Here is a 17910-nt window from a genome sequence, read left to right on the forward strand (position 1 = left end):
GCCTCGCTCAGCTGGGCGAAGATCGGCGAGCAGCGGGCACAATGGGACGCGGCCTGGCTGGCCGGAGACTGGGCGCAGCTCGAACAGGCTGGGAATTCGCCGTATCAGGATGTGGCGCGGATCATTCTAGGGGAAAGGGCAACGGGCTCCGAAATGTTGGAACGGGGGAAGGAGCCGGAAAATGCAATGACGCAGGGCCAGGATGTTTTGTCCAGGAGCCAACGGGCGCGGTTCGCACTGACATCTTTGCTGGAGCAGACTGAAAACCCCTGACACAGAGGCAGATGGTTACCAATTGTAAACCAATTGTTCCTACCCTGACTTTCGATGAAGTCAGCAAGAAATGCGACGAATATGGGACAATCCGCAGGGCCACGAAAACGACGTAAGTTCGTGTTCTTACGGCCGATCTCAACTGTAACCGACGTTTCTCCGCCGTGGGGGCTCCACCGTTCCCCGAGGCTGGAACCTAAGGGAATGGCTTCATTTCTCTGGGGCGAAACCGGATCAGCTGGTGACGTTGGCTTCCTGTTTCTCCAGCGCGACCTCCACGATCCCGCCGCGTCTGACCGTGGGACGACCGTGCGATGACGCTGGACCTCTCGACCATTTTCAAGCCGACAATTCTGCTGGCCTTGGCGCTCATGGCGGTCATTGTAATGATGATTCTGCCGATGCCCGCCTGGGTGCTGGATATCGGGCTGGCGGCCTCCTTTGCCTTGGCAATCCTGATGTTTACCGTGACACTCTTCATCGAACGTCCGCTGGACTTTTCAGCCTTCCCGACCGTGTTGTTGGCGAGCCTGATGTTGCGCCTGTCGCTGAACGTGTCCTCGACCAAGCTGATCATCGGTGAAGGGCATAGCGGGACAGGGGCCGCCGGGGACGTAATCGAAGGGTTCGCCAATTTCGTGATGTCGGGCAGTGTGTTTCTGGGGCTGGTAGTTTTCTGCGTGCTGCTGATCGTCAATTTCATCGTGATTACCAAGGGGGCGGCGCGCATGGCTGAAGTGGGCGCGCGGTTTGCCCTGGATGGTATGCCCGGCAAGCAGTTGGCGATCGACAGCGACATGTCGGCGGGTGCGATCGACCATGCCGAGGCCAAGGCGCGTCGCGAAAGGGAACAGCAGGAGACGACATTCTTCGGGTCGCTGGACGGCGCGTCGAAATTCGTCAAGGGCGATGCCATCGCGGGTCTTCTGATCACCCTTCTGAACATGACCATGGGCCTGATCATCGGCATTGTCATCCACGACATGGAACTGGCCCGTGCGTTCGAAACCTATGCGATTCTGACCGTCGGTGACGGGCTGGTAAGCCAGATCCCCGCGGTCATCATCTCGATCGCATCCGCGCTGCTTCTGGCGCGTGGCGGGGCGACGGGGTCAACCGACATGGCGCTGTTTTCGCAGCTTGGCCGCTACCCGCCCGCTCTGGCCACGGTCGGTGTTCTCATGGCGCTGTTCGCCCTGGTGCCCGGTCTGCCCTTCATCCCCTTCGTGGCCGGGGCTGCGGTGCTGTGCGGGGCGGCCTGGTGGGTGCACCGCAATGCGCGCAAAACAGCCGACGAGGAAGCAGCTACCACGGACCGGGAGGAACCGGTGCGCGCTGAAAGCATGGGGGATGTTCTGGACCTCGACGATATCCATGTCGAGTTCGCTCCGGACCTCGTCGCCATGGTGCTAGACCCGGCAACCGGACTGGATGCCCGTATCGCCAACATGCGCAACCATGTTGCCACGGTGTTCGGCCTGATCCTTCCCGAGATCCGGTTGACCGACAATGCCGCCCTGCCAACCGGGCAATATGTGGTCAGCATCCAGGGGGTCGAACAGGCCCGAGACCGATTGGAGCCGGACATGGCGCTTGCGATCCTGACCGGGACCGAGGCTGATCTGCCCCCGGGCGAAGATGTCAAGGAACCGGTCTATGGCGCGCCCGCTCGCTGGATTCCGATTGCGGAGCAAGAGGCGGTGGCCTTGCAAGGTGGTACCGTGGTGTCCCCGACAGAGGTGCTGGCCACCCACCTGCTTGAAGTCATGAAACGCAATTTCGGCCGGCTTCTGAGCATGAAGGCCCTGCGCCGCCTGCTGGATGAATTCACCAACCTGTCCGATCCGGCCCGCGCCGAGGCCAATAAGCGATTGCTGGACGACCTGGTCCCGGAGAAGGTGCCGATGGATCTGCTTCTGACGGTGCTGCGTTTGCTGTTGGAGGAGCGGGTCTCGGTCCGGAACCTGCCCCTGATCCTCGAAGCCATCGCCGAAGCCCGTGCCGCCATTCCGACCCCGGAGGGAATTTGCGAACATGTGCGCCAGCGCCTCGGCTTCCAACTGGTTGCCGAATTGAAGCGTGAAGACGGCACCTTGCCACTGGTTCAGTTGGCGCCGGAGTGGGAGCAGACTTTCACCACCTATCAGCTCAACGGCGAACGTGGGTCCAGTGACGTGGCCCTGCCGCCCGAGGACTTCAATCGCCTTGCCAGTTCGATCGCCGAACGCATTGCGCGGGCGGGGGCGGATGGGATTTATCCGGCGCTGGTCACTTCGACCCGAAGGCGCCGCTTTCTGCGTACGGTGATGAGCGCAAAGGGTATTGCCAACCCTGTATTCTCATTCGAAGAGATCGGAACAGAAGCACGGCCATCCCTGGTCGGGTTGATCCCGGCATGAACGAGATGTTCGCAGAGCTGGTGGCCATGGGACGGGGCTGGCTGGTACTCGCCGGGATCGTGTTTCTGCGGGTAGGAGCGGCCATGGCCCTGCTGCCGGCCTTCGGCGAACGCTCGATCCCGGAACGCATCCGCCTGGTTCTGGCCCTGGCCTTTACCGCGATCGTGTTTCCGGCCGTTGCCACAAGCTTGCAGACACGACTCGATGCGGGAACCCTGCCGGGTTTCTTCCTGATCACCGAGGCGGTGGCCGGACTGGCCATTGGAATCGTGATCCGCCTGTTCGTGCTGGCGCTGCAGATCGCCGGCAGCATCGCCGCGCAATCGACTTCACTGGCACAGATTTTCGGTGGGGATACGGTGGAGCCGCAGCCAGCGATCGGCCATGTGCTGTTGGTCGCGGGGCTGGCCCTGGCCGTGATGCTTGGCTTGCATGTGCGCCTGGCCCAGGTGTTGATCCTGTCATACGACATTCTGCCGGCTGGGCAGATGCCGGGCGGTGATCTGCTGTCGCAATGGGGTGTTGCGCGTATCGCAAAGGCCTTCGGCCTGGCGTTTACCCTGGCTGCGCCATTTGTGATCGCCTCGCTGATCTACAACGTGGCATTGGGTGTCATCAACCGTGCGATGCCGCAACTGATGGTGGCCTTCGTCGGTGCGCCCGCGATCACTGCGGCGGGATTGATCCTGTTGTTCCTGACCGCTCCGGTCCTGCTGTCTACCTGGATCCGCGCGCTGGATCTGTTCCTCAATGCCCCGTTTGGAGCTTGGTGATGGCTGATGGCTCGGACGACCAGGACAAGCAACATGAAGCGACCCAGAAGAAACTGGACGATGCCCGCAAGAAGGGGGAAATCCCGCGTTCTGCCGACCTGACCACGGCGGCGTCCTATGCCGGATTGCTGGTCGCTGCCACGGCCATCGGTGCCACCAATTTGAAAGGTGTCGGCGCCGAGCTGGCCGGGATTTTCGCCCGCGCCGATAGCTTGGCAATCGAGGTGTTCAGTGGCGGTGGGCAGACTTTCGCGGGCACCCTGCTCCTGGATCTGGCGGGGTTGCTCGCGCCCTGGTTCCTGTTGCCGGCTGTAGCTGCCCTTGCGGTGCTGGTGGCCACGCGCGGTGTGGTGGTCGCGCCCGAAAAGCTGACGCCGAAGCTGAACCGTATCTCGCCGCTGTCAAACGCAAAGAATAAATTCGGGCGCAGCGGGTTGTTCGAGTTTGCCAAGAGTTTCGCCAAGCTCACCATCTTCTCGATCATCCTGGGGGTCTTTTTGTGGCAGAAATTGCCCGAGGTCATCGGTTCGATCGGCGTTGAACCGGCAATGGCAACCACCGTTCTTTTGACGCTCTGCGTACAGTTTTTTGGTATCGTCTTGCTGGTTTCTCTGGTGCTCGGCGGGGTTGATTTCATGTGGCAATACCAAGAGCACTTGCGCAAGAACCGCATGTCCCACAAGGAGTTGACGGATGAGGCCAAGCAGAACGAGGGAGACCCACACGTCAAGCAACAACGCCGCCAGAAAGGGTATGACATCGCAATGAACCAGGGGATCCGGGATGTTCCGGACGCCGATGTCGTTGTGGTCAACCCGACTCACTACGCGGTTGCGCTTAAATGGTCGCGCCTGCCCGGCGAGGCGCCGGTTTGCTTGGCCAAGGGGACCGACGAAGTGGCCGCGCGTATTCGCGAGGTGGCTGCGGAAGCCGGAGTGCCGATCCATCGCGATCCGCCAACCGCCCGATCGTTGCATGCTCTGGTGGACATCGGCCAGGAAATTCACCCCGAACACTACCAGGCTGTGGCCGCTGCGATCCGTTTCGCCGAGAAGATGCGGACCAAGGCCAGGAACAGCACTGTGCGCATGCGATGAGCAAGGGGTTGGCCGATATGGCCCGGATCGGGCAAATGGTTCTGGACGGCGATCTTGTCGTGCTGCGCGAGCTGTCCGAGCGGATCGACGCGCTTCGGGCGCGGGTAGACGAGCTCGACGCGCAACTGTCTGCGCGTGCCCGGACTGCAGCAGTGGCGCGGGAAGAAGATCTGGCACTGTGCAATGGCCGGGATCAAACCTGGGTGGAATGGGTCTGCCTTCAGAAGGCCGAATTGCGTCGCCAAATTGCGGAGCTGATGGCCGACCGCGAAGACAAGCTGGCGCGGGCGAAACGGTCTTTCGGGAGGGCTCAGGCAATCGAGGCATTGCAAACTCGTGCGCGGGAGGCGCGGTTGAGAAAGCAGTCGCGGCAGAGCTGAGCGGCGTCAGATGTCCTGGCGCACGAAATCGGTGATCAACACGTCGATGACCGAATTGCCCATTGTCTTGACTGCCACCTCTTTCAACGCCTTGCGCAGCGAACTCAGTTTGGCGCTGTCGGTAAACACCCCGTCGAACCCGCCAACATTGGAGTGGGCAAAGAGCACGTCCAGAAATTCGCTGCGCAGACGGGGCTCACGCTGATAGAATTTTTCGGTACTGCCGGCCTTGACCTCAAGGTTCAGGGACATGACTACCAGGGCCGATACTTGACCATCGGCAATGACGGGCACGACGAACTGGTTGTTCATCTTGATGAAATCACCAGTTGCCGCATCGTTTTCAATTGCCTCCTCGCCGTCTGGAACGGCGGCGTGCTGCACGTCCGCACCGAGATCTCCGCAGGGGGTGATCTCGACCACTTCCGGTTCGGGGCGGAGCAGCAGCCCCGCGCCCACGCCGCCGCCAAGACCGATCAATGCCAGAAGGATGGGAAGAATCTTGCCCATGGGAACCTCGGATCAGAAGGGAAGGATGATATCGGCAACCTGCTGGCCATAGCGGGGTTGCTGCACATCGGTGATCTGACCACGGCCACCGTAGGAAATGCGGGCCGAGGCGATCTTGTCATAGGGAATTTCATTCTGGCGCGAGATGTCCTCGGGTCGTACGAAACCGGTCACGATCAGCTCGCGCAGTTCGAAGTTCACCCGCACTTCCTGAGTGCCCTGGATCTGCAGTACGCCATTGGGCAGGGTGCCGATCACGGTGGCGGCGACACGCAGGGTCAATTTCTCGTTCCGTTTGGTCGAGCCGCTGCCCGAGGAAGCACTGTTCGAGGTGGTCTCGACAGCCGATCCCATGGTTGCCCCGGTCGGCAACACCTGGTCCACGGTTTGCGGTATGCCGAACAGATGCGGCACGCCCATGGTTTCCGTTCCGCTGCGTGAGCGCGCCGAATCGTTCGAAAACTCCGCCTGGTCGTTGATTTCAATGACCACGGTCAGAATGTCACCCGAGGCCTGGGCGCGGCGGTCCCCCAGCAGCGACTGCCGTCCGCCGCTCCAGAGTGAGGCGCGGTCAACAGGGCGCTGGCCTTCGGTGTCAACCGGCAGGCCCGCGCGGTTCATCGCCGCATATTCCGTGCCCCCTTCGACCGGGGTCATGGCCGGGGCTTTACCGACGTTTTCCAGCCGCCCGCAGGCGGAAGCGGCAAGAACGAGGGATATAAGGAAGGCAAGGCGCCGCATGTCTGTGTCCTTTACATGGAGGGAATGGTGGGCGGATTGACGGTCACGGTGCCGTCGGCGCGGATGATGCCGGTGACCGTGTTGCGCGAGCCGAGGTTCATGGCGCGGATCGTATCTCCAATGCCGCCGCGCGACAGGGAGCGGGCCTCGGCCGCGATGATCAGCGGCCCGGAGACATAATAGATCGTGACGATCTGGTTGCGTTCGATCAGGGCAGGTGGGCCGATATCTTCGATCCGGATCGGGCGCCCGGCATAAAGCACGACGCGGGCCTCCTGGCCCACCACCTCGTCCAGCGCGACATAAGTGCCGGGCGCCTCCCCCTGGATAAGCTGCACGTCGCCAGGGCCCAGGATCGCCTGGCTGCGAATGGTGCGGGTCGGCACGATGATTTCGGCGAAGGCCGGCGTGCTCATCAGCAAGAGGGCAAGGATTCGGATCATCAGCGCACCTGTGTGGTTGCGGCGAGCATCTGGTCGGCGGCCGAAATCACCTTGGAGTTCAGTTCATAGCCACGCTGCGCTTCGATCAGCTCGGTGATTTCGCGCACCGCATCGACCGAGCTGTTTTCCAGGTAGCCCTGTCGCAGGGAACCCAACCCGTCCTCGCCGGGGACGGAAACGGTGGCCGGTCCCGAAGCCTCGGTCTCCAGGTACAGGTTCGAGCCGATCGCCTGCAGCCCCTTCTGGTTGGTGAAATTGGCCAGTGTGAACTGGCCCAGGAGCTCTGGTTCGATCTGGTTGTTGAAATAGGCGTAAACCTCGCCATCGGCGTTGATCGTGACCCGCAACGCATCGTTGGGAATGGTCAGGTCAGGCACGACCACATAGCCGTCCGAAGTTACAACTTGACCATCGCCGGTCATTTTCAGTCCTCCATCGCGGGTATAGGCGGATTGGCCGGATGGAAGGGTGACTTCAAGATATCCGGAGCCCTCGACCGCCAGGTCGAGCTCGCCGCCGGTCTGGGCCAGGGCCCCCTGTTCGACCATCATCGAGACCGCGGCGGGGCGCACCCCCAGACCCAGTTGGACACCTGTCGGCAGCACGGTACCGTCGGCCGCATTGATCGTGCCGGGGCGCGCCATCTGCTGGTAGTGCAGGTCGGCGAATTCCGCCTTGCGCGCGTTGTAGGCGGTTGTGTTCATATTGGCGAGGTTGTTCGAGATCGTCTCGACCCGCATCTGCTGGGCGAGCATCCCGGTGGCGGCGATTTTCAGGGCACGCATGGTGGGTTCCTCTACTTGATGACGGTCTGCGAAACCGCGCGGATGCGCTCGTCCTCGCGTTCCAGGAAGGTCTGGCCCAGCTCATAGGAGCGTTGAACCTCGATCATGCGGGCGATCTCGCCCACCGGGTCGACGTTGGACCCTTCAACATAGCCCTGCAGGATGGCGGCGCCCTCGATCACCGCCTCGGTGCCGCCGGGGGCGTCAAACCGCACCCCGTCCCGGTATTGCAGGTCGGTCGGATCGGCGGGCACGAACAGGCCGATCTGAGTCAGTGGGCGGCCGTCGGCCGACAGGGTGCCATCGGCGGCGACCGAGATACTGGCCGCATCGGGCGGGGCAAAGATCGGCGCGCCGCCCAGGTCCAGCAGGCGCAGCCCGTCGGGAGTGACCAGCTCGCCTTCGCCATTTGGCGTGAAGGAACCCGCGCGGGTCAGGAGCGGGCCTTCGGGCCCTTCGACCATGAAGAAGCCTTCGCCCTCAACCGCGAAATCGAAGGTGCCATTGGTCTGGGTCAGCGCGCCCTGGATCAGGCTGATCGAGCGGGTGTTCGCCGTGGCCATGGACAGGGAGGGCTCGCCCGGCTCCAATGCCTTTACGAATTCCGAGAAGATTACGTTCTGCGACCGATAACCGGTGGTGGCGGAGTTGGCGATGTTGTTGGCCACGCTCTGCATTTCACGCAGCAGACCCGCTTGGCGGGTCAGAGTGGTGTAACTGGCGTTGTCCATGGCTTATCCTCCCGCGATCAACGTGATGATGGTGGCCTGGAAGAAGCCCACCAGCGTTTCGGTCATGAAACTCATCGAGACCCAGAACACGGCGAGGATCGCAGCCAGTTTCGGCACGAAGGTCAGGGTCAGTTCCTGGATCGAGGTAAGTGCCTGGAACAGGCCCACCGCGACGCCGGCGGCAAGGGCGACAGTCAGGATCGGAAGCGCGATCAAAACCGCGTTCCATAGCCCAGCACGCAGCGTGTCGTAGAAGATGACCTCATCCATCATACCGGCATCCTCAGGATTTCCTGGTAGGCCTCGACCACTTTGTTGCGCACGGTGACGGCGGTTTCGACCGCCAATTCGGTCTGGGCCAGGGCCTGGACAAGCGCATGTGGGTCGGCGTCGCCGGCCATCGCGGCCATGGCGGTCTGTTCTCCCTCGCGAATTGTCTGGGCGAAGTCGCGGGCCACTCCCGCGAAATCGGACCCGTCCGGGCCTCCGGTCTGCGGCGTTGGCGCCGTGGCCGGGCGGGTGGCGGCATAGCCTTGTGCGGCAAATGCGGATTTGATGTCCATTCTGGACCCTCCTATCTGCGGAGAAGATCGAGCAGGCTGCTCTTCATCTGACGTGCCTGGTCAAACATCTTGAGGTTTGCCTCGTAGGAACGCTGCGCTTCCCGCGCGTCGGCGATTTCGACCACCAGATTGACGTTCGATCCTTCGTAGTAGCCGGTTTCACTCGCCAATGGGTGCGAGGGGTCGTAAATCTGCGGCAGGGCGCTTTGATCCAGTTTGAGCGGGCCGGTTTCCACTTGCCCGGTTGCCCGGCCCCCGTCGAGCACCTGGTCGAAGGACACGATCTTGCGGCGGTAGCCGGGCGTGTCCACATTGGCGATATTTTCCGAGACATGGCGCAGGCGGTTGGCCTGGGCCTGCATGCCCGAGGCCGACGCGGCGGTGGAGGCGCGAAAATCACTCATCTTTCACCCCCTCACTGCTTTCCCAGGCTAGCGCGCATGATGCGTAGCGAGCTCTGATAAACACCCAAGGCCAGGTCGTAGTCGCCCTTTGCAGAGGCGGAGGCCATGACTTCGGTTTCAAGCGAAACGGTGTTGCCATTGGGTGAAACGGCGCCGGGGCGCAGCGCTTCGCGCGCCTGGGCAACCTCATGCGGGCCGGAAGTGACATTCAGGTGCCCCGCCCGTGTGGCGCGCATGCCATCTGTGGCCAGTGGCGCATAGGTCTCGGCAAATGATGCAATGTCCCTCGCGCGGTAGCCAGGCGTATCCGCATTCGCGACATTCTGCGCGATCGTCGATTGCCGCTTGGCGGCATGCATGGCCAGGCCCTGGCTCATGCGGAAAATTTCCAGTTTGTCGAACATCGGGGCTTCTCCCTCGATTGGTTTCAACCAAGGCTTAACCCTGATTCCTTTAGAAAGGGTTTCAGACAGACAGGAGCCCTCCGAAATGCAGACAATCGGCTTTGATCAACTGACCGCAGAGGTGGCGGCCGTACACCCTGTGCGCGATATCGGGCGGGTGGTCGAAATCGGGCGCGGCACGCTGGAAGTGTCGGGCCTGTCCGATGTGGCCGCTCAAGGCGATCTGGTCGAAATCGGACCGCCCGGCAAAAGGGGGCGGCTGGGCGAAGTGCTGAACCTCTCGGCCGACAGGGTGATGGTCTTGCCTGACGGCGACGTCGAGGGGTTGCAGATCGGCGCCGCTGTGTCCTTGCGCGGCGCCAACCAGATTGCACCGGATGACAGTTGGATCGGTCGCGTGATCGATCCGTTCGGCCAGGCGCTCGACGGGAGGCCGATCCTGCGCGGGGCCGAACCGCGACCCTTGCGTGGCACTCCCATGAACCCCACAGAACGGCGCGTACTGGGCCCCCGACTGGAAACCGGCATGGCGGTATTCAATACGCTGTTGCCGCTCGTGCGTGGGCAGAGGATCGGGCTTTTTGCGGGCTCAGGCGTGGGGAAATCCACTCTGCTGGCCAAACTTGCACGCGGGGTGCACGCGGATGTGGTGGTGATCGGGCTTATCGGTGAACGTGGCCGTGAGGTGCGCGAGTTCGTCGAGCGTGTCCTGGGCTCCGAAGGTATGAAGCGCGCGGTCGTGGTGGCCGCAACCTCGGACCAATCCCCCTTGGTCCGCCGCCGTTGCGGCTGGGCCATGATGGCGGTGGCGGAGCACTTTCGCGACCAGGGCAAACATGTGCTGCTCCTGGCTGATTCGGTGACGCGGTTTGCCGAAGCACATCGCGAAATTGCGCTGGCCTCTGGCGAAGACGGGTCCCTGCGTGGATTTCCCCCGTCGACCACGCACCAGATCACTTCGCTTTGCGAACGTTCCGGCCCAGGCACCGGCACCGTTGGTGACATCACTGCGGTCTATTCCGTACTGGTGGCGGGGTCCGACATGGAGGAACCGGTCGCGGACATCCTGCGCGGGGTTCTGGATGGCCACGTTGTGCTGGACCGCAAGATCGCCGAACGCGGGCGGTTTCCGGCGATCGACCTGTTGCGCTCGGTCTCTCGTGCGCTTCCGGGATGTGCGTCAGAGGCCGAGAATGCGCTCATTTCGGCCGCCCGCCAGCGCTTGGGCGCCTATGACCGGTCCGAAATGATGATCCAGGCCGGACTCTACTCCGCAGGGACCGATCCGGTGCTTGATGCCGCGATCAAGGCCTGGCCGAAGCTGGATGCCTTCCTGACGGAGGACGAATGGGACAATGCCCAGGCCAGTTTCCGTCGGCTTGGTACTTGTATGGTAGAGGAGAAACCGGAGAGGCCGGGCTGATACAGAGTGGCAAATGGGCTGCCAACCGTCGGCGTCGCCCAGTCATCCGAACGCGTTTTGGAGCAGGGTCAAGGCGATTGATCCGCCGGAAAGCGTGATCGATCCATTGCTGATCTGGGATTTCGCCAGGTAGAGGCGGCTCAGTTCCTCCATCTTTTCCGGATTCGAGAACTGATCGACCGACCTTTCACCGAAATAGGCCTCCGCCTTGTCCTGAAACCGCACCAGTTGATCATCAACATCCAGTGCGCCGAAGGAACCGGGCAGGCTGAAGGCCGTTTCGAACACCGAGCGTAGCGCGGTGTTGCCCATGATCGAATACCACTTGCCTGCGTCTGACGCGCCCTTGTCCATGACCGCCCCCAGGTCTCGTTCCAGCCCCATCATCAGGCGCATTTCGGTGCTTTGGTTGCCAACGGCAATCTCGAATTGCCGTTCCGTGTAAGCATTGACGATCTCTGCCCCGAAATCGCTGAGCTTGGTGCGGGGAATTCCATAATCGCCGAAGCCAAAGGCCTGGGCAAGGTCCAGGTAGCGCTTGTCGGTCAGCTTGTTGGCCAGGTCGTCACTGTCCAGGGTGCCGTCTTCCAAGACCTTTCGGATGAAATACGAGTTGTCGATATCCTCATCCAAGCCGAAGGCGCCCAGGGCGACGTTGAGCAGCCGGCGATCACTCACCAGCTGTTCGGCCGTGTCGATCCGGCCGATATTTTCGAGGAAATAGTCGGTGTCGCGCTGGATCACCGGGCTTTGCTCAAACGCATCCTGCTGAGCCCCCTGCGTGCGTTGCAGGAAGGCCCAGCCGGCCATGCCGCCATAGGGTACGACCGGCTGGTAGGTCATGAGGCCGCCGCCATCAGTCGTTCTTCACGAGGCAGCAGCGCGCGCAGCGCTTTCAGTGCCGGGTAGAACTGGTCCTCCAGCACAGCCTCGGTCGCGTGGTCCAGCTGAATCCGACTGTCATGGTCGGTCAGGACCTGGCTCAACTGTTCGATCCCACGCAGGAGCTGCATGCGCGCCTCGTCCTTGTCTGCATCGCCTGACAGGACGAGCTGCGCAATATAGCAGACGCGCCGGACCGGAGACGTCACCTCCTCCGGATGGATTGCGTCGCGCAGGCGCAGGATGTTGGCATTGGGGCTGACGATCGCCAGGCGCGACCGGCGGTCGCCGTTTTCGATTACTGCCCCGTTTATGAGAACCCGTTCCTTGGGTCCGAGTTTCAGAACAAGACCGCTCATGCCGCTTCCGCCTTCTGTTTCAAACCGCGCATGATGGCCGTGTTTATTTCGACCAGTACGCCGGCCTCGGCGGGGTCCTTCAGAACCTTGCGCGAATGCTGGTTGGTGAATTCCGACAGGTAGAAAATGCGGGCGCGTAGATCCGGCGGCAGGGCATTATCCTTGGCGGCCACATCGGCGGCAAGCAGCGTCCAGAGACGGCGGTTTTCATGAATGGCCTGAGCCAGTTTCCCAAAACCTGCCCGGCCTTCTTCGGCGGAGCTTTTTAGGCGGTAGGTAATGCGGGCAAAGGCCTCGTACTCGACGCCACGTGGCGTTCGAACCGTGTTCCGAGTTGCCGCGTAAGCCGTTTTGGCCATGTTCATAGCGTTCACGGGGTTTCCTTCCGTTAACGATTGAAATCAGGGAGCGATGAAGGAAGACGGGACGCCTTTTGGCGCCCCGTCCTCAGATCGTTAACGGAACAGCGACAGGATGTTCTGCGGTGCCTGGTTGGCAATCGACAGCGCCTGGGTGCCCAACTGTTGCTGCACCTGAAGCGCCTGCAGACGGGCCGATGCCGCTTCCATGTCGGCATCCACCAGGGTGCCTATACCCGCTTTCAACGAGTCGCTCAGCTTGCCGATGAAGTCGTTCTGAATCTCGATCCGGCCCTGGGCCGAACCGAAAGCTGCCGAGGCGTCGATCGAGTTGTCGATCAGGGTTTCCACGTTGGCCAGCGCCGCATCGGCGCCGGCATTGGTGGTTACGTCGATCGAAGCCAAGCCGAACAGGCCGCCCGAGGCTTCACCGCCGGCGTTCCCTGACAACGAGAAGGCTGCACTGGTACCGTTGTTGTCGACCTTCAGCGACCATTGCCCGGTCGAGCTGTCCTGCGTGACGGAAGTGGTCAGGTCCGCGTTGCCCGCCGAGTCGATGGCGATCTTAAGCCCCCGTGCCACGTCTTCCATCGTCTCGCCCTTGCCGGCGATGTAGTCGAAGGAGGAAGCCCCCACGGTCACTTTGTAACTGTCACCGTCATTTACCGCCGCGGACGTCGAGAAGGCGATGTTTTCGGCACGCTCTGCGATGTCACCGCTTGTCAGCGTCAGCGAGCCGGTGCCGTTTAGGGTCGTGATCAGCACGTCCCCGTCACCGGCCGTTGTTTCGGCGGTGGCGACCGACACGTCCTCGAAGGCACGCGTCGAGCTGATGGTCACATTGCCCGACCCGTCGTCCGATGCGGTCAACCCGGTGAGGCCCAGGGCGTTGATCTGACCGGCCAGCGCCGTACCCGCCTCATTCGCCCCTTCGCCGGTGCCGAGCGTATAGCTCAGATCGACCCCGGCCACGGTGATATTCGCGACATCGCCTGCGGCCCAGGTATTTCCGATGGTCACGATCGCCGTGTTTGCGGTATTGGCCACCGCCGTATCGCTGGCAGTGCCGTTTGCGGCCAGCGAGGCACCCGCGCCGAAAGTCCCCTGACCGGTGCTCATGTCCTGGCGGGCAACGGTGATGTTGCTGGAGGTCACGGTGCCGTCCGAGGCGCGATCCAATGACGACAGGATGTTCACGTCCTCGGTGCCCTTGACCATGTTCAGGCCATTGAACTGGGCGGCATTCACGACCGAGCTGATCTGGTCGCGCAGGGCGTTGATGTCGGTCTGGATCTTCTCGCGATCGACGTTTTCTTCCTGGGCGGCGACGACCTTGCCCTTGATCTCGGTCAGCAGGTCAGTGACCGTTTCGGTCGCCTGGCGGGCAACGGCCACGGTGCTTTCCCCCAATGACAGGCTTTCCGAAATGCCGGAAAACCCTTTAACATCGGATTCCATGACTTTCGAGATCGCCCAGACGGCCGCGTTGTCCTTGGCCGATCCGACGGACTTGCCGGTCGAAATCTGGGACTGGGTTTCGGCCAGGTTCGAGTTGATTGATTTCAGCGTCTGCAGCGCCACCATCGCGCTGCTGTTGGTCAGAATGCTGGACATTGACGAGTTCCTTCAGTCTTTCAGCGCGTTCGCGCCGGGTTTGGGTTTCTGCCTTTGCGAGCAGGTTCAGGGTCGTTCTGACCAATACGGACATTCAGGCTTGGCTGCTCCGTGCCACCCCCTCTGGATGCAGACACAGCCTGAATCCGAAGTGCTAAAAGAACCCTAAGACCCGTCTCCCGAATGATTTCAATTTGAGGGATTGATCGGACTGCGACACGTGGATCAGGCCCGCCGTTCGAACTGGGACCTGCCTGGGATTAGCTGGGCGGAGCGCCCACCCTGGTCATAGGTAGAGAACCGCGCCCGCCCGCCCTGCTGGGCTTTCAGCGCTTCCAGCCGACGCGAGACGGTGCGGATACCGCGTGCCATGGCCAGCAGAAGCTGCTGGTTGCGATCCGCCTTGCGCCGCAGGTGATCGAGGTCGCCCGCGTTGCCATGCGATTGGCCGAGCCGGGTCAGGAGCCGGTCCTTTTCCACCGAAATCGGAGGCAGGGCATCAATGCGTCCCGACAGGATCAATTGCCGCTCCTGATCCAGCAGCCGTTCCAGGGCTGCCTCGGCGCGGATCTGCTTAAACAGCCCCATCTGCGCGCTCCTTCAAGGCTTCGAACAGGCTTTCGGCCAGGCCGATTCCCCCGGCCTCGACCATCTGCTCCGCCTGGGCCATGCGCAGAAAAGACCCGAACTGGTCCTCGCCGCTGCCGCCGCCGAACAGATCCGGAGTCTTGCCCAGGCCCGCACTTTTCAACATCTCGGCCAGGAAGTTTGCCTCCAGATCCCTGGCGGCCTGCATCATCTTGTCATCCTGCGTCGGCGCCGGGGGATGGGCGCCCGCAGAGATCGGGGAAATCGACGTCATGGCGTTTCCTTCGATTGCTTCGATTTCCTCCACTATGACCGGCAGGGGTAAAGAAAGCGGTAACTCACATCTGTCTATGATGGGTCAACGGAGTCAGAAAACCCGGAGCAGACAATGCAGATCGCTACGCCGATTTTCGCGCGCCCCGCACCCGACAATTCGGGTGGTGGCAGTTTTTCCATGCCGGCGCTGGAAGGCGCAGAGGGGGAAACCTCTTTCCTGTCGATCATGGTGATGAGGCCCGGTGTACCGCAATCCGTGGGACAGGGGCGCGAGGCCGATTTGTCCGGATCTGTCTCCACCCCGCCCGGTCTATTGCCTTCCACTCTGTCCGGCGCGCCGGAGGTTGGTGATGCGCCCGTAGGTGTTGATGGCGATTATCCGTCGGCGGTCCTGGCAGACGGCGCCGCCGCGATCTACCCGGATGATATTGAAACAAAGGGGAAAATCACAAGTCCCGAGCTTTTGAAAAGTGCGACGGCAGAGCCTCCTGTTTTTGCGCCGAAATCGAAAGCTCCCGCAGCGGAATCTCCGGTTGAGGGTGCGGCCAAGGCCGAAGACATCAGACGCCTCACACAGGCGTCCTCAGCGGAGTCCCGCGGGCCCGAATTGGAGCCGGTCAGCACCTCCGGCCGAAGGCGGCCCAACCCCATCGAACGCCCGGATGCGCTCGCGGTGCCCGGCCTCGCCGAGGCTGACACTGTGCCCGTCTCCGATATCGAACCCATTTCGAATCAGAGGGTTTCGAGCGCACCGCGCCCCGTGATTCGAGGCGTGGACGCGCCGTCGTTCCCCGCGGCTGAACCTTCGGGAGCCGCGGCCACACCGGTGCCAGACCTTCCACAAGATCCAAGTTCGATTGACCCTGGCCTCCGCCCGCTTGCCGGTGCGTCAGCCACGGAACGCCCGCCGCTGGAAACGTTGTCGGTGAAAACCCCGGATCAGGCGCCTGATCCGCTCTTGCCCGCGCAGGTTCCGGAGTCGCGCCGACAGGACCCTGCCCCTCCTGCTGAAACTACCTTCCCAACCCGGCAGAATGCCCCGGTCGCGCCCGAGTCCTCCGACCTGGCGAGGGTTTTTGAGCCGCCAACAGGCAAGGAGCTGCAGGTTTCAGGGAACGGGTATATCAATCCCGGCATTGCCGCGGAGCGGGCCCCACCCGGCCTGAGTCAGGATGTCGAACTTCAGCCGGTGCGCCCGAGCTTCGAGGCCACGCCGCGTGCATCCTTGCTTGAAGAGATGCGTGCGAGCCGGAACGATACGGCTCCGTTTGGACGCCCCGGGGCCACCGACCAGCCGACATCCCTCCCCTTGCCGGGTTTTCCTGTTTCGGGGAAACCCGATGGGGCTTTCTTTCCGCCGCAGGACATGCGTGCCGGGCCCGGGATTCAGGCCAGCGCCGCCGCCCCCCCCGTCCCGGCTGTGGCCCCTGCGGAGTACGCGCCGCAACCCTCCCCGCGCGTGCCGGGCGACTTCTGGGGTTATTCAACGCCCACCACCCCGACAGAACGCAGCTTCCCCGCGCCTGATATGGGTCGACCTGTCCACGAAGCCGCCGTGACACCCCAGTCGGCCACGCCGCTTGCGGCTTCGTCACTTCCCGTTACCGCCCAGGTGGTCGTTGCGGCCGGGCAAGTGTTCGATATGGGCAAGCAGCACACGCGGGAGGGTGAGGCGGTCGAACTTGCTCCTCTGGCCATCAGGGGGATGGAGCTGCCCTCGGCTCGGATCGAAGCCCTGGTTCCCAGAGCAGATCTGTCCCGGCACCTAGCCCAACAGGTGGCCGATGTAGCGCGCATGATGCCCGACCGCCCGGTCGAACTTACCCTCAGCCCGGAAGAACTGGGGCGCCTTCGCCTGACCTTTACCGTCGACGGTGGCACGATGGCAGTCGCGGTCAATGCCGAACGACCCGAGACCATGGACCTCCTGCGTCGCAATATTGACGCCCTCGCGCAGGAACTGCGCGAGATCGGCTATGACGAGGTCAACTTCGATTTCACCCAAGGTGGCAATGCGCGGGGTGGGAATGACGATGGTGCAAGCTCAGCCCAATTTTCCGGTTCGGATGAAGGCGCGCGCTCGTCCGCCTCCGAGCCGCCGCCCGATCCCGCCCGCCTGACCTTGGGCCCGACGGGCGGGATCGACATTCGTTTATAAGGAGAGAATCATGGACGTGACCTCCAATTCCCCTGCTGCCGGGTTCGGCGGCGCGACGGGTCAAACACAGGCACAGACCCAGGCACAAACCCAGGCGCAATCCGACGCGGCGATGATCAGTTCGGATTTCGAAACCTTTCTGACCATGCTCACCGCGCAGCTGGAAAACCAGGATCCGCTGAACCCGGTCGAATCAACCGATTACGCGGTGCAACTGGCGACCTTCTCCGGGGTCGAGCAGCAGGTTCAGACCAACGACCTGCTCAAGGAGCTGGCCGGCCAGCTGGGCGTTATGGGCATGGCGGACCTGGCCAGCTGGGTTGGCAAGGAGGCCCGGGTGGCCGCGCCCGTGAAATTCGACGGAAGCCCGATCGAACTGAACGCCAAACCGCCCACGGCGGCGGACCTGGCCTATCTTGTGGTGCGCGATTCAACAGGGGCGCAGGTGAGCCGCACCAACATCCCCGTGTCCGAGGAGCCGATCGCCTGGGCGGGCGTGGATGGGAATGGTAATCCGCTGTCCGAAGGCGTCTATACCTTCGAGTTGGAGACCTATGGAAACGGCGTTCATATTGCCACCGACACGATGGAAAGCTATGCGCGTGTGGCCGAGATCCAGACCGAGGGCGGATCGATGTACCTTGTGCTTGAGGGTGGCGCCCGGGTGGATGCGGATGTCATTACCGCACTGCGCGATCCGGTCTGAACCGGGGGCGGAGTGCTTGTGCCGCCGCGCGACGCCACGTAG

At 62.5% G+C, this 17910-nt stretch carries 23 protein-coding genes; 8 read left to right on the forward strand and 15 right to left on the reverse strand.

What is annotated here, in order from left to right:
• The 5 genes from Q1V43_RS06875 to Q1V43_RS06895 form a co-directional block, all read left to right on the forward strand.
• On the forward strand, positions 1 to 273 hold a 273-nt coding region (locus Q1V43_RS06875), incomplete at its 5' end, for a hypothetical protein (RefSeq protein ID WP_300515686.1).
• 314 nt (positions 274 to 587) lie between these two features.
• A complete protein-coding gene (gene flhA, locus Q1V43_RS06880; RefSeq protein ID WP_300515689.1) occupies positions 588 to 2672 on the forward strand; it encodes a flagellar biosynthesis protein FlhA in 2085 nt (694 codons plus the stop codon).
• A complete protein-coding gene (locus Q1V43_RS06885; RefSeq protein ID WP_300515692.1) occupies positions 2669 to 3445 on the forward strand; it encodes a flagellar biosynthetic protein FliR in 777 nt (258 codons plus the stop codon). The genes flhA and Q1V43_RS06885 overlap by 4 nt, the downstream gene beginning before the upstream one ends.
• Positions 3445 to 4542, forward strand: coding sequence for a flagellar type III secretion system protein FlhB (locus tag Q1V43_RS06890; protein ID WP_300515695.1), 1098 nt, complete (start codon positions 3445 to 3447; stop codon positions 4540 to 4542). Before Q1V43_RS06885 ends, Q1V43_RS06890 begins: the two co-directional genes overlap by 1 nt.
• Positions 4539 to 4922: a hypothetical protein gene (locus Q1V43_RS06895; protein WP_300515698.1), complete on the forward strand. Its 384-nt coding sequence runs from the start codon at positions 4539 to 4541 to the stop codon at positions 4920 to 4922. The genes Q1V43_RS06890 and Q1V43_RS06895 overlap by 4 nt, the downstream gene beginning before the upstream one ends.
• A 6-nt stretch (positions 4923 to 4928) precedes the next feature.
• Here the strand turns inward: Q1V43_RS06895 and Q1V43_RS06900 are convergent, their stop codons facing one another.
• The 9 genes from Q1V43_RS06900 to Q1V43_RS06940 are packed head-to-tail and all read right to left on the reverse strand — an operon-like array spanning position 4929 to position 9503.
• Positions 4929 to 5432 (reverse strand): flagellar basal body-associated FliL family protein, encoded by a 504-nt coding sequence (locus Q1V43_RS06900; RefSeq protein ID WP_300515701.1) that lies wholly within the window; start codon positions 5430 to 5432, stop codon positions 4929 to 4931.
• 12 nt (positions 5433 to 5444) lie between these two features.
• Positions 5445 to 6173: a flagellar basal body L-ring protein FlgH gene (flgH, locus tag Q1V43_RS06905; RefSeq protein ID WP_300515705.1), complete on the reverse strand. Its 729-nt coding sequence runs from the start codon at positions 6171 to 6173 to the stop codon at positions 5445 to 5447.
• A gap of 11 nt (positions 6174 to 6184) precedes the next feature.
• The gene (gene flgA / locus Q1V43_RS06910; protein ID WP_300515708.1) at positions 6185 to 6616 is read right to left on the reverse strand and encodes a flagellar basal body P-ring formation chaperone FlgA; all 432 of its coding nucleotides are present in this window, start codon (positions 6614 to 6616) and stop codon (positions 6185 to 6187) included.
• Positions 6616 to 7401 carry a flagellar basal-body rod protein FlgG gene (flgG, locus tag Q1V43_RS06915; protein ID WP_300515711.1) on the reverse strand — a complete coding sequence of 262 codons (786 nt, stop codon included), beginning with the start codon at positions 7399 to 7401 and terminating at the stop codon, positions 6616 to 6618. Before flgG ends, flgA begins: the two co-directional genes overlap by 1 nt.
• Positions 7402 to 7412: 11 nt before the next feature.
• Positions 7413 to 8132, reverse strand: coding sequence for a flagellar hook-basal body complex protein (locus Q1V43_RS06920; protein WP_300515714.1), 720 nt, complete (start codon positions 8130 to 8132; stop codon positions 7413 to 7415).
• Between the two features lie 3 nt (positions 8133 to 8135).
• Complete coding sequence (locus Q1V43_RS06925) at positions 8136 to 8405, reverse strand: flagellar biosynthetic protein FliQ (protein ID WP_300515716.1); 270 nt, start codon at positions 8403 to 8405, stop codon at positions 8136 to 8138.
• Positions 8402 to 8695: a flagellar hook-basal body complex protein FliE gene (gene fliE, locus Q1V43_RS06930; protein ID WP_300515718.1), complete on the reverse strand. Its 294-nt coding sequence runs from the start codon at positions 8693 to 8695 to the stop codon at positions 8402 to 8404. The genes Q1V43_RS06925 and fliE overlap by 4 nt, the downstream gene beginning before the upstream one ends.
• A gap of 11 nt (positions 8696 to 8706) precedes the next feature.
• Positions 8707 to 9099 carry a flagellar basal body rod protein FlgC gene (gene flgC, locus Q1V43_RS06935; RefSeq protein ID WP_300515721.1) on the reverse strand — a complete coding sequence of 131 codons (393 nt, stop codon included), beginning with the start codon at positions 9097 to 9099 and terminating at the stop codon, positions 8707 to 8709.
• Positions 9100 to 9110: 11 nt separating this feature from the next.
• Positions 9111 to 9503, reverse strand: coding sequence for a FlgB family protein (locus Q1V43_RS06940; RefSeq protein ID WP_300515724.1), 393 nt, complete (start codon positions 9501 to 9503; stop codon positions 9111 to 9113).
• Between the two features lie 85 nt (positions 9504 to 9588).
• On the opposite strand from Q1V43_RS06940, the gene Q1V43_RS06945 reads away from it, so the two are divergent.
• Positions 9589 to 10926, forward strand: coding sequence for a FliI/YscN family ATPase (locus tag Q1V43_RS06945; protein WP_300515726.1), 1338 nt, complete (start codon positions 9589 to 9591; stop codon positions 10924 to 10926).
• A gap of 42 nt (positions 10927 to 10968) precedes the next feature.
• Here Q1V43_RS06945 and Q1V43_RS06950 read toward each other — a convergent pair whose 3' ends face one another.
• From Q1V43_RS06950 to Q1V43_RS06975, 6 genes are all read right to left on the reverse strand, one after another.
• Positions 10969 to 11769 carry a DUF1217 domain-containing protein gene (locus Q1V43_RS06950; RefSeq protein WP_300515728.1) on the reverse strand — a complete coding sequence of 267 codons (801 nt, stop codon included), beginning with the start codon at positions 11767 to 11769 and terminating at the stop codon, positions 10969 to 10971.
• Positions 11766 to 12167 (reverse strand): flagellar biosynthesis repressor FlbT, encoded by a 402-nt coding sequence (flbT, locus tag Q1V43_RS06955; protein WP_300515729.1) that lies wholly within the window; start codon positions 12165 to 12167, stop codon positions 11766 to 11768. The genes Q1V43_RS06950 and flbT overlap by 4 nt, the downstream gene beginning before the upstream one ends.
• Positions 12164 to 12532, reverse strand: a complete 369-nt coding sequence (flaF, locus tag Q1V43_RS06960; protein WP_366146210.1) for a flagellar biosynthesis regulator FlaF — start codon at positions 12530 to 12532, stop codon at positions 12164 to 12166. Before flaF ends, flbT begins: the two co-directional genes overlap by 4 nt.
• 90 nt (positions 12533 to 12622) lie before the next feature.
• Entirely contained in the window at positions 12623 to 14140 is a 1518-nt protein-coding gene (locus tag Q1V43_RS06965; protein ID WP_300515733.1) for a flagellin, read from the reverse strand.
• 225 nt (positions 14141 to 14365) lie between these two features.
• Positions 14366 to 14728, reverse strand: a complete 363-nt coding sequence (locus Q1V43_RS06970; RefSeq protein ID WP_300515735.1) for a hypothetical protein — start codon at positions 14726 to 14728, stop codon at positions 14366 to 14368.
• Complete coding sequence (locus Q1V43_RS06975) at positions 14715 to 15002, reverse strand: rod-binding protein (protein WP_300515738.1); 288 nt, start codon at positions 15000 to 15002, stop codon at positions 14715 to 14717. Before Q1V43_RS06975 ends, Q1V43_RS06970 begins: the two co-directional genes overlap by 14 nt.
• 114 nt (positions 15003 to 15116) lie before the next feature.
• Between Q1V43_RS06975 and Q1V43_RS06980 the strand changes: the two genes are divergently transcribed.
• A complete protein-coding gene (locus Q1V43_RS06980; protein WP_300515740.1) occupies positions 15117 to 17162 on the forward strand; it encodes a flagellar hook-length control protein FliK in 2046 nt (681 codons plus the stop codon).
• 10 nt (positions 17163 to 17172) lie between these two features.
• Positions 17173 to 17868, forward strand: a complete 696-nt coding sequence (locus Q1V43_RS06985; RefSeq protein WP_300515742.1) for a flagellar hook capping FlgD N-terminal domain-containing protein — start codon at positions 17173 to 17175, stop codon at positions 17866 to 17868.
• Positions 17869 to 17910 lie beyond the last annotated feature (42 nt).

Source organism: Aliiroseovarius sp. (assembly GCF_030148435.1).
In the GTDB taxonomy this organism is placed as follows: Bacteria; Pseudomonadota; Alphaproteobacteria; order Rhodobacterales; family Rhodobacteraceae; genus JASBTN01.